Source organism: Streptomyces mauvecolor (assembly GCF_039532965.1).
Taxonomy (GTDB): Bacteria; Actinomycetota; Actinomycetes; order Streptomycetales; family Streptomycetaceae; genus Streptomyces; species Streptomyces violascens.
In genome coordinates this window covers 158849-173730 of sequence record NZ_BAAASQ010000007.1, presented here as the reverse complement: position 1 = coordinate 173730, position 14882 = coordinate 158849, and the positions used below count along the sequence as shown (strand labels likewise).

13 protein-coding genes are annotated in these 14882 nt (G+C 71.6%); 6 read left to right on the top strand and 7 right to left on the bottom strand.

The window, feature by feature from the left end; all coding sequences use genetic code 11:
* Positions 1 to 61 precede the first annotated feature (61 nt).
* Positions 62 to 988: a carbohydrate kinase family protein gene (locus tag ABD346_RS07610; protein WP_344373261.1), complete on the bottom strand. Its 927-nt coding sequence runs from the start codon at positions 986 to 988 to the stop codon at positions 62 to 64.
* Entirely contained in the window at positions 985 to 1899 is a 915-nt protein-coding gene (locus ABD346_RS07605; protein ID WP_344373260.1) for a pseudouridine-5'-phosphate glycosidase, read from the bottom strand. Before ABD346_RS07605 ends, ABD346_RS07610 begins: the two co-directional genes overlap by 4 nt.
* Positions 1900 to 2145: 246 nt before the next feature.
* Here ABD346_RS07605 and ABD346_RS07600 point away from each other — a divergent pair, with 246 nt between their 5' ends.
* Complete coding sequence (locus tag ABD346_RS07600; RefSeq protein WP_344373332.1) at positions 2146 to 2547, top strand: cupin domain-containing protein; 402 nt, start codon at positions 2146 to 2148, stop codon at positions 2545 to 2547.
* Here ABD346_RS07600 and ABD346_RS07595 read toward each other — a convergent pair.
* Together ABD346_RS07595 and ABD346_RS07590 are read right to left on the bottom strand one after the other, a co-directional pair.
* Positions 2537 to 3844 (bottom strand): MFS transporter, encoded by a 1308-nt coding sequence (locus ABD346_RS07595; protein ID WP_344373259.1) that lies wholly within the window; start codon positions 3842 to 3844, stop codon positions 2537 to 2539. The two genes, ABD346_RS07600 and ABD346_RS07595, sit on opposite strands and share 11 nt — an antisense overlap.
* Before the next feature lie 61 nt (positions 3845 to 3905).
* Positions 3906 to 4457: a methylated-DNA--[protein]-cysteine S-methyltransferase gene (locus ABD346_RS07590; RefSeq protein WP_344373257.1), complete on the bottom strand. Its 552-nt coding sequence runs from the start codon at positions 4455 to 4457 to the stop codon at positions 3906 to 3908.
* A 249-nt stretch (positions 4458 to 4706) separates the two neighbouring features.
* Between ABD346_RS07590 and ABD346_RS07585 the strand changes: the two genes are divergently transcribed.
* The 5 genes from ABD346_RS07585 to ABD346_RS07565 all read left to right on the top strand — a co-directional run bounded on the left by ABD346_RS07585 (position 4707) and on the right by ABD346_RS07565 (position 11834).
* The gene (locus ABD346_RS07585; protein WP_344373255.1) at positions 4707 to 5582 is read left to right on the top strand and encodes an MHYT domain-containing protein; all 876 of its coding nucleotides are present in this window, start codon (positions 4707 to 4709) and stop codon (positions 5580 to 5582) included.
* 51 nt (positions 5583 to 5633) lie between these two features.
* Complete coding sequence (uvrB, locus tag ABD346_RS07580; RefSeq protein ID WP_344373253.1) at positions 5634 to 7757, top strand: excinuclease ABC subunit UvrB; 2124 nt, start codon at positions 5634 to 5636, stop codon at positions 7755 to 7757.
* Positions 7758 to 7924: 167 nt separating this feature from the next.
* The gene (locus tag ABD346_RS07575; protein WP_344373251.1) at positions 7925 to 8503 is read left to right on the top strand and encodes a TerD family protein; all 579 of its coding nucleotides are present in this window, start codon (positions 7925 to 7927) and stop codon (positions 8501 to 8503) included.
* Between the two features lie 140 nt (positions 8504 to 8643).
* Entirely contained in the window at positions 8644 to 10563 is a 1920-nt protein-coding gene (locus ABD346_RS07570; protein WP_344373249.1) for a TerD family protein, read from the top strand.
* A gap of 290 nt (positions 10564 to 10853) precedes the next feature.
* Positions 10854 to 11834 (top strand): TerC family protein, encoded by a 981-nt coding sequence (locus ABD346_RS07565; RefSeq protein ID WP_344373247.1) that lies wholly within the window; start codon positions 10854 to 10856, stop codon positions 11832 to 11834.
* Positions 11835 to 11851: 17 nt separating this feature from the next.
* Here the strand turns inward: ABD346_RS07565 and ABD346_RS07560 are convergent, their stop codons facing one another.
* The 3 genes from ABD346_RS07560 to ABD346_RS07550 form a co-directional block, all read right to left on the bottom strand.
* Complete coding sequence (locus tag ABD346_RS07560; RefSeq protein WP_344373245.1) at positions 11852 to 13135, bottom strand: MFS transporter; 1284 nt, start codon at positions 13133 to 13135, stop codon at positions 11852 to 11854.
* A 225-nt stretch (positions 13136 to 13360) separates the two neighbouring features.
* Positions 13361 to 14017: an MBL fold metallo-hydrolase gene (locus ABD346_RS07555; RefSeq protein WP_344373243.1), complete on the bottom strand. Its 657-nt coding sequence runs from the start codon at positions 14015 to 14017 to the stop codon at positions 13361 to 13363.
* A gap of 21 nt (positions 14018 to 14038) precedes the next feature.
* A complete protein-coding gene (locus tag ABD346_RS07550) occupies positions 14039 to 14728 on the bottom strand; it encodes a maleylpyruvate isomerase family mycothiol-dependent enzyme (protein ID WP_344373241.1) in 690 nt (229 codons plus the stop codon).
* Positions 14729 to 14882 lie beyond the last annotated feature (154 nt).

Here is a 14882-nt window from a genome sequence, read left to right as displayed (position 1 = left end):
CGATATCTGATATCCGGCGTCTGTCCGTTGTCCGTTGTCCGTCACCCATCGCGCGCGATCGCTACCCGGCCCCCGCCTCCGGCCGCCCTCCCACCACCCCCACCGCCAGCGCCCCCGCCCGGCACCCCGCCGCCGCGGCCTCCGCTGGGGACGCGCCGCTCAGGCGGGCGGCGAGAAAGGCGCCGGTGAACGCGTCGCCCGCGCCCGTGGAATCCAGGGCCGCCACCTCCGGCGCCGCCACCCTCGCGACGACCTCCCCGCCCGTGGCCACCAGCGCGCCGGCCGCGCCCAGCGTGACCGCCACCAGGGGGAACTGCCGGCTCAACTTGGCCGCCGCGTCGGCCGGTTCGGGCAGTCCGGTCAGGAAGGCCGCCTCGTCCGCATTGGGAAGCAGCACGTCCACCCCCTCGGTCGTCGCCAGGAATCGTTCGACGCCCAGGTCCCCGATGAAGCCGGTCGACGCCGGGTCCAGGCTGACGGAGACGCCGGCTCGACGTGCCGATTCCCGTGCGGCCAGGGCCAGTTGACGGCTCTGGTCGGCGAACAGCAGATAGCCCGAGAGGTGGAGGTGCGCGATGCCGTCGAGGAGGTCGGGTGACCAGTCGGCGGGGTTCATGCGGTGGACGGCGCCGCTGTCGGTCAGGAAGGTGCGCTCGGCCGTCGCCGTGTCGACCAGCGCGATCACGGTCGCGGTGGGCGCGTCGGCATCCGGGATCAGCAGAGGGCGTACGCCGGAGCGGCGCAGCCGGAGGTCGTGCCAGCCTGCCGAGTCCAGGCCGACCCGGGCGAGCAGCCGCACATCCGGGCAGCCCGAATGGGCCGCCCAGCAGGCCGCGTTGGCGCCCGCACCGCCCGGCACCGTACGGATGTCGGCCGTGGTGTCCGTGGCGGGAGCGAGCGGGCCGCGGTGGCGGGCGACCACATCGGTGACCACGTCCCCGACGACGAGGAGCCCGCCGCCCGAGTGGCCGCCCCCGGCACCGCTCACAGCGCCGCCGCGATGTCCGCCGCGAGCTGGACGTTCCCGCGGACCGCCGCCACGTTGGCCTCCAGGGACGCGCCGTCCGTGTGCTGGACCAGGTGGCCGAGGAGGAAGGGCGTGACCGCCTGCCCCGTGATGCCCGCGGCGCGGCAGGCGGCGAGGCCCGAGGCGAGCACCTCGTCGTGCAGCCCGGGATCGAGCTGCTCGGCCTCCGGCACCGGATTGGCGACGATCACCGCCGAGCCGAGCGCGAGCGCACGATGGGCCCGCAGCACGTCCGCGGCCTCCTGCGGGGTCCGCACCGTCCAGTCGACCGGCTCGCCGGAACTGGACAGGTAGAACCCGGGGAAGTGCTCCGTTCCGTAGCCGACCACCGAGATCCCCAGCGTCTCCAGGCGCTGGAGCGTGGCCGGCACATCGAGGATCGACTTCACCCCCGCGCACACCACGGCGATCGGCGTCGTGGCGAGGAGTCGCAGATCGGCCGACTCGTCCTGGGTCTCGGTCCACTCGCGGTGCACGCCGCCGAGCCCGCCGGTCGCGAAGACGCGCAGGCCGGCCCGCGCGGCCAGGAACGCGGTGGCCGACACGGTGGTCGCCCCGCTCGACCCGGTGGCCAGCGCCATCGGCAGATCGCGGTGCCCGAGCTTGCGCATCTCCTCGTTGGCCACCCGCTCCAACTGCGCCTTGTCGAGGCCCACCCTGGGCTTCCCGTCGAGTACGGCGATCGTCGCGGGGACGGCGCCCCTGGCCCGCACCAACTGCTCCAGTTCGGTGGCGACCAGCAGATTGCGCGGCCGGGGGAGGCCGTGCGAGATGATCGTCGACTCCAGAGCGACGACCGGACGGCCCTCGTCCAGAGCCGTCCGTACTTCTTCCGACACCTTGGTCTCATCAGGTACGTCGTCAAAGGGCATGTCCCATCCCTGGCACGCCCGAAGGCCGGGTAAACGTTCAGCCCCGACGGTCCGGGCCACGCGGCGCGCGGGTCCGGGGCCGCGCGCCGCGACGGCTCAACTCGGCGTCGGCGCGGCCGGTTTGATCCACGGTGTTCGAGGTAAGGGGCGCGCTGGACATACTGTCGCGGAAGGACCCCCGGACCTGGCCGGACTGTCGGTCACGGCCGCTGTCGGGCGCGGCTAGATTGACCGGCCATGAGCACCATGGACCAAGACTCTGCCGCACCTGCCGGTTCCGCCTCCGCCGACCCGAGCCCCCTCGCGCCGGCATCCTTCGCCGTACGAGTCCCCGACGCCGAGTTGGAGCCGGAGCCGCTCGATCCGGAGCAGATCGTGTCCGGCGCGCCCGAGGTGACCGGGAAGGTGCTGTGGGAGTCGGCGGACGGGAAGCAGATCCGGGGCATCTGGCAGATCACGCCGGGCGTGGTGACCGACACCGAGGCCGACGAGCTGTTCGTGGTGGTCAGCGGGCGCGCCACCGTCGAGGTGGAGGGCGGTGACACGCTGGAGATCGGTCCCGGCGACGCCTGCGTGCTGCGCGAGGGCGACCGCACCACGTGGACGGTTCACGAGACGCTGCGCAAGGCCTACCACATCAGCTTGTAGGCGCGGCCGGGCTCTGTTCCTTCGCCCCGTGCCGACGGGAGGTGAACAGGGCGAGGCCCGCCATCGGCAGCAGCAGCGAGGCGCCCGCCGCGTTCAGCCAGCCGTAGCCCGCGCGGGCCACGATCAGGCCCGCCGTGAGGCCGCCGAGACCCGCCGCCACGTTCATGGTCAGGTCGCACAGGCCCTGTACGGCGGCGCGGGCCGGGCCCGGCACCGAGTCGGTCAGGAGGGCCGAACCGGACACGAGCCCCGCCGACCAGCCGAGGCCCAGCAGGAACAGCCCGGCCATGGTCTGCCCGTGGCTCGCGCCCGCCGTGCCCGCCAGCAGGGCTGCGCAGCACAGCAGCCCGGCCGCCAGGCCGATCACGGAGAGCCGCCCGAGCCGGTCGGCGAGCCAGCCCATCACCGGGGAGAACGCGTACATGCCGGCGATGTGGATGCTGATGACGAGGCCGATCAGCTCGATGTCCGCGCCGTGCCGGGTGAGCGCGACCGGCGTCATCGACATGATCGACACCATGGCGGTGTGCGACACGGCGACGGTGACGAGCGCCAGACGGGCCCGCGGGGACTCCCTGACCGCCCTGACCCCGGCCCGCAGCGAGCGGGCCGCCGCGGAGTGCGCCGCGCCGCCGTCCAGGGCGCGGGCCGTCAGCAGCGGGTCCGGCCGCAGCAGCACGCCGACGAGCACGGCGGACAGCAGGAACACCCCGGCCGCCCACACGAAGGGCCCCGCGGCCGCAGGTATCCCGAAGCGGGTGACGCTGTGGCCGGCGGGCGCGGCTATGTTCGGGCCGAGTACGGCGCCGATCGTGGTGGCCCAGACCACGGTGGAGATGGCCCGGGCCCGCCGTTCCGGCTCGGCGAGGTCGGCGGCGGCGTACCGGGCCTGGAGGTTGCCAAGGGAGCCGGCGCCGAAGACGGCCATGCCGAACAGCAGCAGCGGGAAGCTGGCGAGCACGGCGCCCGTGACCACGACCGCGGCGCCGGCCACCCCGAGGAGATAGGCGAGCACCAGGCCGGGGCGGCGGCCGCGCCGGGTCATCAGCGCGGCCAGCGGCATCGCGAGGAGCGCGGGACCGACCACCATCGACGCGGAGGCGAGCCCCGACAGGGCCTGGCTGCCGCTGACCTCGGCGGCAAGCACCGCGGCCAGCGCGATCCCCGTGGCGTTGGCGAGGCCGCCCAATATCTGGCTCGCGATCAGCACGGCCGTGATGCGGCGCCGCAGCGCGGGCAGGGCCGCCGGATCGGGCACCGCACGGCCGGTGCCGGAGGCGTCGGAGAGCGTAGTCACCGGCGCAGTGTGCCAGCCCGCAACCGCGTACGAAACAGGTGAGGCAGCGGAATGGCGCAGCTCAGAACAGCGGCTGGGGCAGCACCCCTTCGAGCGCGAGCAACTGCCGCTTGGTCTCCAGGCCGCCGCCGAACCCGCCGAGCCCGCCGTCGCTCTCCACCACGCGATGGCAGGGCACCACCACCGGCAGCGGGTTCGACCCCATGGCCGCGCCCACCGCCTGGGCCGCCCCGGGCTGGCCGACCCGGCCGGCCAGATCGCCGTAGCCCACCACCGTCCCGTACGGCACGCCTGCCGCCAGCTCGCGCAGCACCTGCCGGTTGAACCCGGACGACAGCGACCAGTCGAGAGGCAGTGTGAACTCCCGCAGCCCGCCCTCGAAATAGGCCTCGATCTGGCGTATGGGCTCCTCCAGGGGGCCCGCCCGGCCGGGCACCGCCGGGGCCGGCTCGGTGCCGAACCGGGCGGCGAGCGCCCGCACGGCCCTCTCGCGCACTGCTTCATCGGCGTGGAACACCACGTTCACCAGACCCTGCCCGGTCGCGGCCAGGAGCAGCGGACCGATGCCGCTCCCGACGACGGCCCACTCGACGAACTGCGCATTGCTGTCCATGCCGACCACCGTACGACCGCCCACTGACAACGCGGCCGCCCGCCCGCGAAACCGGCCTGCCTGGGCCGCGAGACGGGGGTGCCAAAGGGTGCGGATCCACACACAACGGAACGTCCCAACTGCCCGGAGTCGATAAATTGCCCGGAAAATGTTTGCCTGTCGCGCAGCGAGCCCTAATGTCGCCCCGAACCAGGGCCGCAATCAGGAGTAGGGCCTCTTCAGTCGGTACGGGGTGAAGGGCACACGGGTATGCACGGGACGGTCGACGGATTCAGCTATGGCCTTGTGACGCCGGTGGCGGCGTTCATCATGGCCTGCCTCGGTGGAGCGCTGGGCCTGCGCTGCACCGCCCGGTCCGTGCGGACGGAGCGCTCCTTCAAGGCCGCCTGGCTGGCGCTCGGCGCCACCTCCATAGGCTCGGGCATCTGGACCATGCACTTCATCGCGATGATGGGGTTCACGGTCCACGAGGTGCCGCTCGGCTACGACCGGGGCATCACCTTCGCCAGCCTCGCCGTCGCGATCGTGATGGTGGGCATCGGCATCTTCATCGTCGGCTACCGGGGCGCCACCCCCATGGCGCTGGTCACGGGGGGCACCATCACCGGTCTCGGCGTGGCCACCATGCACTACCTGGGCATGGCCGGGATCACGATGAACGGCGAGTTCGAGTACAACACCGTCGTCGTCAGCGTCTCCGTGGTGATCGCGGTCGTGGCCGCCACGGCCGCGCTGTGGGCCGCCGTGTCCGTGCACGGCTTCCTGGCCAGCCTGGGTGCCAGCCTCGTCATGGGCGTCGCCGTCAGCGGCATGCACTACACGGGGATGGCCGCGCTCAGCGTCCGGCTGCACGGCGGCGCCGCCACTGCCGCCACCGCCGCGGCCGGAGGCGAGTCGCCCGCCTCCCTGCTCGCGCCCATGCTGATCGGGCCCGTCGCCTTCCTGGTCCTCGCCGGGGTGGTCGTGATGTTCGACCCGCTCGTGGTGATGGGCAAGCCGGACTGGGAGAAGCGTCCGACGCGCGCGATCCCCGCGCCCCGGCACCGCCCGTCCTTCCCGGAACGCACCAGCTGGGCGGCGTCCGAGCCGTCGCGCGAGGGCTCCGCCTCCCCGCACGACTGGTGACCGGAGCGCGATCGGACCCCGGTTGTCAGTGGCGGGTCGTACGGTGGTTGCATGCGGCCCGTTTCCAAGATCGAACGTACGGTGGCGCCCTTCGAGGTCGTCAGTCCCTACCAGCCCAGCGGTGACCAGCCGGCGGCCATCGCCGAGCTGGAGAAGCGCATCCGTGCAGGTGAGAAGGATGTCGTCCTCCTCGGCGCCACCGGCACCGGAAAGTCGGCGACGACTGCCTGGATGATCGAGAAGCTCCAGCGCCCCACGCTCGTCATGGCGCCGAACAAGACTCTGGCCGCCCAGCTGGCCAACGAGTTCCGCGAGCTGCTGCCCAACAACGCCGTCGAGTACTTCGTGTCGTACTACGACTACTACCAGCCCGAGGCGTACGTCCCGCAGTCGGACACCTACATCGAGAAGGACTCCTCGATCAACGAGGAGGTCGAGCGGCTGCGCCACTCGGCGACCAACTCGCTGCTCACCCGCCGTGACGTGATCGTGGTCGCGTCGGTGTCCTGCATCTACGGCCTGGGCACCCCGCAGGAGTACGTCGACCGGATGGTGCCGCTCAAGGTCGGCGACGAGATCGACCGCGACCAGCTGCTGCGCCGCTTCGTCGACATCCAGTACACCCGCAACGACGTGGCGTTCGCCCGCGGCACCTTCCGGGTGCGCGGCGACACCATCGAGATCTTCCCGGTCTACGAGGAACTGGCCGTCCGCATTGAGATGTTCGGGGACGAGATCGAGGCGCTCTCCACGCTCCACCCGATCACCGGCGAGATCATCAGCGAGGACCAGTCGCTCTACGTCTTCCCCGCCAGCCACTACGTGGCGGGCCCGGAGCGCATGGAGAAGGCCGTCAACGGCATCGAGAAGGAGCTGGAGCAGCGCCTCGCCGAGCTGGAGAAGCAGGGCAAGCTCCTGGAGGCCCAGCGGCTGCGCATGCGCACCACGTACGACCTGGAGATGCTCCGCCAGATCGGCAGCTGCTCGGGTGTGGAGAACTACTCGATGCACTTCGACGGCCGTGAGCCCGGCACCGCGCCCAACACCCTGATCGACTACTTCCCCGAGGACTTCCTGCTGGTCCTCGACGAGTCGCATGTGACCGTGCCGCAGATCGGCGCGATGTACGAGGGCGACGCCTCCCGCAAGAGGACGCTCGTCGACCACGGCTTCCGGCTGCCCTCCGCGCTGGACAACCGGCCGCTGAAGTGGGAGGAGTTCCTCGGCCGCATCGGCCAGACGGTGTACCTGTCGGCCACCCCCGGCAAGTACGAACTCTCCCGCGGCGACGGCTTCGTGGAGCAGATCATCCGCCCGACCGGCCTGGTCGACCCGGAGGTCGTGGTCAAGCCCACCGAGGGACAGATCGACGACCTGGTGCACGAGATCCGCAAGCGCACCGAGAAGGACGAGCGGGTCCTGGTCACCACGCTGACCAAGAAGATGGCCGAGGACCTCACCGACTACTTCCTCGAACTGGGCATCCAGGTGCGGTACTTGCACAGCGATGTCGACACGCTGCGCCGTATCGAGCTGCTGCGGGAACTGCGGGCCGGCGAGTACGACGTGCTGGTCGGCATCAACCTGCTGCGTGAGGGCCTCGACCTGCCCGAGGTGTCCCTGGTGGCGATCCTCGACGCCGACAAGGAGGGCTTCCTGCGGTCGGGCACCTCCCTGATCCAGACCATCGGCCGTGCGGCCCGCAACGTGTCCGGCCAGGTCCACATGTACGCCGACCGCGTCACCCCGGCGATGGAGAAGGCCATCGAGGAGACCAACCGGCGCCGAGAGAAGCAGATCGCGTACAACAAGGAGAAGGGGATCGACCCGCAGCCGCTGCGGAAGAAGATCAACGACATCGTCGCGACCATCGCGCGCGAGGAGATCGACACCGAGGAACTGCTCGGCAGCGGATACCGCAAGGGCAAGGACGGCAAGGCGGCCAAGGCGCCGGTGCCCTCCCTCGGCACCAAGGCGGCGAAGGCGGGCAAGGGAGCGAAGAAGGAGCTCACCGACCGTCCCGCGGCCGAACTGGCGGGAATCATCGAGGAGATGACCGACCGGATGCGGGCGGCCGCCGCGGACCTGCAGTTCGAGGTGGCGGCCCGGCTGCGCGACGAGGTCGGCGAGCTGAAGAAGGAGCTCCGCCAGATGAAGGAGGCGGGCCTCGCCTGACCGGCCGGCCGCGGGGGCGGATTCCGTGCAGGGGCGGTGTGTTGCAACACCGCCACAAAAAGCCCCCGCGTGGCCGCGGGGCCCGATGGACTGCGTAGGGTCGGGCGCGAGAACGTACAACAACGCAAAGCATGTCAAGAACGACACATGGGGAGAGGGGACAGCGCGTGACGGTCAATCTGTCCAAGGGTCAGGCCATCAGCCTGGAGAAGCAGGGTGGCGGCACCCTGACCGCGGTGCGGATGGGGCTCGGCTGGCAGGCGGCACCGCGCCGGGGCCTGTTCGGCAAGCGGACGCAGGAGATCGACCTGGACGCTTCGGCGGTGCTCTTCGCCGACAAGCAGCCCGTCGACGTGGTGTTCTTCCGCCACCTCACCAGCGACGACGGCTCGGTCCGGCACACCGGCGACAACCTCGTGGGCGGCGCGGGCCAGGGCGGTGACGACGAGTCGATCCTGGTCGACCTCTCGCGCGTGCCGGTCCACATCGACCAGATCGTCTTCACGGTGAACTCGTTCACCGGCCAGACGTTCCAGGAGGTGCAGAACGCGTTCTGCCGCCTGGTCGACGAGACCAACGGCCAGGAGCTGGCCCGCTACACGCTGGACGGCGGCGGCCAGTACACCGCGCAGATCATGGCCAAGGTGCACCGCGCGGGCGCCGGCTGGCAGATGACCGCCATCGGCAACCCGGCCAACGGCCGCACCTTCCAGGACCTGATGCCGGCGATCCTGCCGCACCTCTGACCGCGCCGCGGTACCGAACACCGCAGTACAGAGCAGAAACTGACGCCGCAGCTCCCGGAGGCACGATGCCGCCGGGAGCTGCACCGCAACCGCATACGCAGCACACGCACCACCATCAACTCGACGAGGGGACAGAGGCGATGACGGCCGAGCTGGTACGGGGGCAGAACCACCCCCTGCCCCAGACCCGACTGGAGATCCGGGTGTCGGCCGGCACCCCGGTCGTGGCCGGTGCCACGCTCGGCGACGAGCAGGGCCGGGTGCGCGGGGCGGAGCAGGTCGCCCACCCCGGCGCGCCGAGCCTGCCCGGCCTGGAGGTCTCCCGGCAGGCCGCCGCCGACCACCGCCTGGCCGTGGACCTGGAGGCCCTGGGCGAGAGCGTGCACCGGGTCAACGTGCTCCTCGCGCTGCCGCTCGGGACTCCGGGGCCCAGCCGGTTCGCCGCGGTGGCCGCGCCCTTCGTCGCGGTCACGGGCCTTGACGGCACAGAGATCGCCAGCTACACCATCACCGGGCTCGGCGCCGAGTCAGCGGTCGTGGCCCTGGAGCTCTACCGCCGCCAGGGCGCCTGGAAGATCCGTGCCATCGGCCAGGGATACGCGGGCGGCCTCGCCGACATGCTGGCCGACCAGGGCCTGCCGGAGGCGGGGCAGCTGGCCACCGCCATCCAGGACGCGATCGCGCTCGGCGTCTCCCGTTCGGTGGCCGCGCCCCCGCCCCGTACGAGCGACGACGCCCGGGTGCGCGCCGCGGGGCCCGGAGCGTCCGGCGGGCCCGCACCGGCCGACGCCCAGCCGCCCGTCACCCCGCCCCAGCAGGCGGTCGGCGACGGCGGTCCCATCAACTACGCGCATCCCCGGCGCCAGACCAGCACGCCCCCGCCACCGGCCCCGGTCGCGCCGCCCGCGGCCCCCGGCGAGCCCGCGCAGCCCGTCGCGGGCGATGCCAGCGGCTGGTCCATGGACGAGCGGCTCTACAACCAGGTGTGGGGCATGTTCGAGGACCTGGCCCGCGCCGTCGCCGCCTACCGCAGCGCCGTCGACTTCGCGGACTCGCGGATGGAGCAGGAGATCGACCGCGCCCTGTCCGACCCGCGCGGCCGCATGGGATCGGCCGGGGACCAGGCGCGCGAACAGGCCCGTGCCAAGCGGGAGGAGCTCGTCGGCAGGGCCAGGGAGGCCCTCGACCGCGACCTCGGTCAGCTGACCGCCGAGTCCGAGGTCGTCGAGCCCGCCCTGCCGCCCGCGTACGCCCGCTGGGACAACCCGGTGTGGCACGCCTACCGGGTCCCGATGGAGCTCCCCATGGCCCTGCGGATCGGCGATCTGCAGCTGCCCGAGCAGCCGGAGCTGCGCATTCCGATGCTGGTCCGGCTGCCGCTTGAGCGCGGCCTGTGGATCGACTCGGGCCGCGGCGGCTCCGAGGCGGCCGCCTTCATGGACTCCGATCGGGTCAAGGGCCTGGCGGTGGACACCGCGGTGGCGATCGCGGCCCGGCTGCTCGCGGTGTACCCGGCCCATGAGTTCGCCGTCCACGTCATCGACGCGGCGGGCTCGGCCGCGTCCCGGCTCGCTCCGCTCACGCGGGCCGGGGTGCTCGCCGCACCCCCGGCGGCGGGTGCGGCCGGGGTGGCCGAGGTCCTGGCCCGGCTCACCGAGCGCGTGGACCTCGTACAGATGGCGGTACGGGCAGGGGCGGGCGCCGACGCGCTGCCGCCCGGCATGGACACGGCAGAGCAGCTCCTGATCGTCAACGACTTCCCGCACGGCTTCGACGACCGCGCCCTGAACCAGCTGCGTTACCTCGCCGACGAGGGGCCCTCGGTCGGCGTGCACCTCCTGATGATCGCCGACCGTGAGGAGGCCAGCGAGTACGGGCCGGTCCTCCAGCCCCTGTGGCGCTCGCTGCTGCGGCTGACCCCGGTCCCCGACGACCACCTGGCCGACCCGTGGGTGGGTCACGCCTGGACATACGAGCCGCCGCTCGCGCCGCCCGGCAGCCGCATCCTGGAGCAGGTCCTCGGCCAGGTCGGTGAGGCCCGCGCCGCCTGGCCCCGCTGACACCCCTGCCCGTTCCGGGACGGCGCGGGCGACTCCGCCGTAAGAGCTATACCAAACGCCTCCGACCTGGCCATTTGGCTGATCTTTACCAATCTCTTTACCTTCTCTTGGTTATTCGGGTAGGCTGCCTCCAGCGGAGGGGAGTACTCCCGACTGCGGCGTTCCCGTCAATACGGACCCATGGGACGGGTCCCGGGGCGCCGGCCCGCGGCGCGAGGGAAGGCGCCCGGGTGGAAGAGACCTCCGGCAGCGACGACGCTGATCAGTAGCCGTACGACGCCGGAGGCGCAGTGGACGTTTCAATGACCCTGTGGGTACTGACCATTCTTGGTCTGTGTGCCCTGATCGCGGCCGACTTCTTCATCGGGCGCAAGCCCCATGACGTGTCGGTCAGGGAAGCCGGCATCTGGACCGTGGTCTGGATCGTGCTGGCCGCGCTCTTCGGCGTCGGCCTGCTGTTCTTCGGCAACAGCCAGGCGTCCGGCGAGTTCTTCGCGGGCTTCATCACCGAGAAGTCGCTCTCCGTCGACAACCTCTTCGTCTTCATCCTGATCATGGCGAAGTTCTCGGTGCCCTCGCACCTCCAGCAACGGGTGCTGCTGTTCGGCGTGTTGATCGCCCTCGTGCTGCGTGCGATCTTCATCGCGGCCGGTGCCGCGGTGATCGCCAACTTCTCCTGGGTCTTCTACATCTTCGGCGCGTTCCTGATCTACACCGCCTGGAAGCTCATCCAGGAGGCGCGCTCCGGCGAGGAGGAAGAGGAGTTCGAGGAGAACCGCCTCCTGAAGTCCGTCGAGAAGAAGTTCGGCGTCGCCGACAGGTACCACGGCACCAAGCTGTTCGTGGAGAAGAACGGCAAGAAGATCCTGACGCCGCTCATGGTCGTCATGCTCGCCATCGGCACCACCGACGTCCTCTTCGCGATGGACTCGATCCCCGCGATCTTCGGCCTCACGCAGGACCCGTACATCGTGTTCACCGCCAACGCCTTCGCGCTGATGGGCCTGCGCCAGCTGTACTTCCTGATCGGCGGGCTGCTCAAGAAGCTGGTCCACCTCAGCTACGGCCTCTCGGTGATCCTCGGCTTCATCGGCGTGAAGCTGGTGCTGCACGCCCTGCACGAGAACGGGGTGAACGTCCCCGAGATCTCCATCCCGGTCTCGCTCGGCGTGATCTGCGGCGTGCTGGTCATCACCACGATCACCAGCCTCGTCGCCGCCAGGAAGCAGACGGCGGCCGAGGAGCCCCAGAAGGACAGCATCGGCGCCTGACCGGCAGGGAGGCGGCCCTACGCCGGGGCCGCCTCCGGCTCCCCGGGACCCGGCTGCGCCACCGGCGCGGGCCGGGTCTCGGGGAGCAGCGCGAAACAGCCCAGACTCAGCAGTCCGACGCCGGTCAGATACGCGGCGACACCCCACGGCGGGCCGTCGCCGCGGGCCAGCGCCGTCGCCGCGATCGGGGTCAGCGCGCCGCCGAGCACCCCGCCCAGGTTGTAGCCGACCGCGGCGCCCGTGCAGCGCACCCTCGGCTCGTACAGCTCCGGCAGGTACGCCGCGATCACCGCGAACATCGAGATGAACGCCAGCATCGCGCCGAGGAACCCGGCGAACATCCACAGCGGCTCGCCGGTCGAGAGCAGCGCCACCATCGGGAACATCCACAACACCGTCGCCGTGCACCCCGCCAGGCACATCGGCCGACGCCCGTAGCGGTCGCCGAACAACGCCGCGAGCGGCGTCAGTGCACCCATGACCGCGACCGTCGCCAGGATGCAGACGAGCATCACCGTGCGGTCGACCCCGAGCCGTTCCGTCGCGTACGCCAGCGACCAGGTCGACACCGTGTAGAAGACGGCGTACCCGATCGAGAGGGCGCCCGCGGTCAGGAGCACCAACCGCCCATGGCCGCGCGCCACTTCGAGCAGCGGCAGCCTGACCGGCTCGCCCATCTCGCGGAACTGCGGCGTCTCGGCCAGCGAGGTGCGCAGCAGCAGCCCGCCGAGCGCGAGCAGCCCGGCGCCCCAGAACGGCACCCGCCAGCCCCAGGCGTGGAACTGGGCGTCGCTCAGCCCGGCGGACAGGGCGAGGACGACCCCGTTGGCCAGCAGGAAGCCGAGGGAGGGCCCGATCTGCGGAATGCTCGTCCACAGCACGCGCCGGTGGGCGGGCGCGTGCTCGGCCGTGAGCAGCACCGCGCTGCCCCATTCGCCGCCGAGCCCGAGCCCTTGGAGGAAGCGCAGCACCAGGAGCAGCGAGGGTGCCGCGATGCCGATCGAGGCGTACGAGGGCACACAGCCGACCGCGACCGTCGCGAGCCCGGTCAGCGTGAGCGAGGCGAACATGACGGGGCGGCGTCCGTGGCGGTCGCCGATGTGCCCGAACAGGGCGGAGCCCAGGGGGCGGGCCAGGAAGCCGATGCCAAAGGTGCCGAAGGCCGCCAGGGTTCCCGCGAGCGCGGAGAACGTCGGGAAGAACAGCGGGCCGAGGACCAGGGCGGCCGCAGTCCCGTACACGAAGAAGTCGTAGAACTCGATGGCGGTGCCCGCGAGCGAGGCGGCCGCGAGGCGGATCATCGAAGGCGGTGTGGGGGGAGTGGTGGTGCGCATGTCACGCCAACTACCCGCAGTGATCATGCGTTACGGGGGCGCGCGGAAGCGTGCGGGACGGCGGGCGGGCGCACGTGTGCCCCGTCGATTGTCAGTGGCGGGTGCCACGATCGAGGCATGGACTTCTACGGCGCGGCGAACGGACCGGTTCCCCCGGCGGGCCCGGCGGCGGAAGGCGCCGCCGGGCGGCGGCTACCAGCCGCGTGCGTGCCACTCCGGCAGGTGCGGGCGCTCGTCACCCAGGGTGGTGTCGTTGCCGTGGCCGGGATAGACCCAGGTCTCGTCCGGCAGCGTGTCGAAGAGCTTGGTCTCGACATCGCGGATGAGGCTGGCGAAGGCCTCGGGGTCCTTCCAGGTGTTGCCCACACCGCCCGGGAACAGGCAGTCGCCGGTGAACACATGGGGGTGGCCGTGCGGGTCGTCGTAGACCAGGGCGATCGAGCCCGGCGTGTGCCCGACAAGGTGGCGCGCGGTGAGCTCGACGCGGCCGACCTTGATCGTGTCGCCGTCCTCGACGGGGACGTCGGTCGGGACCGGGATGCCCTCGGCGTCGTAGCGGCCCGCATAGGTGCGCGCGCCCGTCGCGGCGACGACCTCGGCGAGTGCCTGCCAGTGGTCGCCGTGCCGGTGGGTGGTGACGACGGACGCGATGCCGTCGTCACCGATCAGCGTGAGCAGCGTCGAAGGGTCGGCCGCCGCGTCGATGAGCAGCTGCTCGCCGGTGGTCCGGCAGCGCAGCAGGTACGCGTTGTTGCTCATCGACCCGACCTCGACCTTGGAGATCATCAGGTCCGTCAGCTCGTGCACATCGGCCGGACCGCCGGCCTTCACCGCTCCGCTGTACGTCATGGGCTCAGCCTATCGCCGGGGTCACAGTGGGGGCAGGGCGGGCAGCGCGCCGCCGGTCACCTTCAGGGCGGCGCCGTCACGCCGTCCGGCGAGCCAGCCGACGAGGTCCGCGGCGGTTCCGCTCACCTGGACGGGGCTGCCCTCGGCGCCGCCTCCGGTGGTCCAGCTCCGGCCGCTGTCGTCGGTCAGGGCGACCGGCGGAAGGTCCTGGTGCCCGGCGAACCGCTCGGTGAGGAAGTCGGTCTCGCGCCGGACGAAGTCCTCGGGCAGGTCTTCCAGCTCATAGCCGATCCCGAGGTCCACGTGGTGCAGCTCGACCTCGACGAGGCGGCGGAAGGGCACGCGGGCGGCGGCGTCGGTGACGCCGTTGCGCAGCTCGACCGTGCGCGACCAGTCGGCGGGCAGCTCGCCCTGGGCCTGGAAGCCGGCCGCGCTCTCGCGCACGTCCGCGAGCTGGGCGTCCAGCGGGCGGGGCGCGTCGCGGTCGATGTCCGCGTCCCGGGCCTCGGCGCTCGGATACATGGGCCGCCCGGCCAGCACGTTGACGAGCGCGTCCGCGTTCCGTGCGATATGGGCCAGCACATGGCCGCGGCTCCAGCCGGGCAGCCGTGACGGCTCGGCGACGGAGGCGTTGTCCAGTGCGGCGGCTGCGGTGAGCAGTCGTTCGGTGGCCTCGCGTACAGAGGCCAGGTCGCGTGCGTGATCAATCATGGCGCCGACGATAGCCCCGCCACTCGTCCGGGTGAAGGTGGCCGGACGAGTCCGTAAATCGAATGCGCGTGCTATACGCTCGTAGTCGGTTCCCTTCTCGGATCCGTTTCGGAACGTGTCCGGATTCATCCAAGAATCAACAACATCACCGAGG

Excerpts from the sequence above, each read along its gene's own strand:
- ABD346_RS07600 (WP_344373332.1), top strand. The coding sequence starts at position 2,146 with ATGGACCAAGACTCTGCCGCACCTGCCGGTTCCGCCTCCGCCGACCCG.
- ABD346_RS07585 (WP_344373255.1), top strand. The coding sequence starts at position 4,707 with ATGCACGGGACGGTCGACGGATTCAGCTATGGCCTTGTGACGCCGGTG.
- ABD346_RS07550 (WP_344373241.1), bottom strand. The coding sequence starts at position 14,728 with ATGATTGATCACGCACGCGACCTGGCCTCTGTACGCGAGGCCACCGAA.
- ABD346_RS07570 (WP_344373249.1), top strand. The coding sequence starts at position 8,644 with ATGACGGCCGAGCTGGTACGGGGGCAGAACCACCCCCTGCCCCAGACC.
- ABD346_RS07590 (WP_344373257.1), bottom strand. The coding sequence starts at position 4,457 with ATGGACAGCAATGCGCAGTTCGTCGAGTGGGCCGTCGTCGGGAGCGGC.
- ABD346_RS07560 (WP_344373245.1), bottom strand. The coding sequence starts at position 13,135 with ATGATCCGCCTCGCGGCCGCCTCGCTCGCGGGCACCGCCATCGAGTTC.
- ABD346_RS07605 (WP_344373260.1), bottom strand. The coding sequence starts at position 1,899 with ATGCCCTTTGACGACGTACCTGATGAGACCAAGGTGTCGGAAGAAGTA.
- ABD346_RS07555 (WP_344373243.1), bottom strand. The coding sequence starts at position 14,017 with ATGACGTACAGCGGAGCGGTGAAGGCCGGCGGTCCGGCCGATGTGCAC.
- uvrB (WP_344373253.1), top strand. The coding sequence starts at position 5,634 with ATGCGGCCCGTTTCCAAGATCGAACGTACGGTGGCGCCCTTCGAGGTC.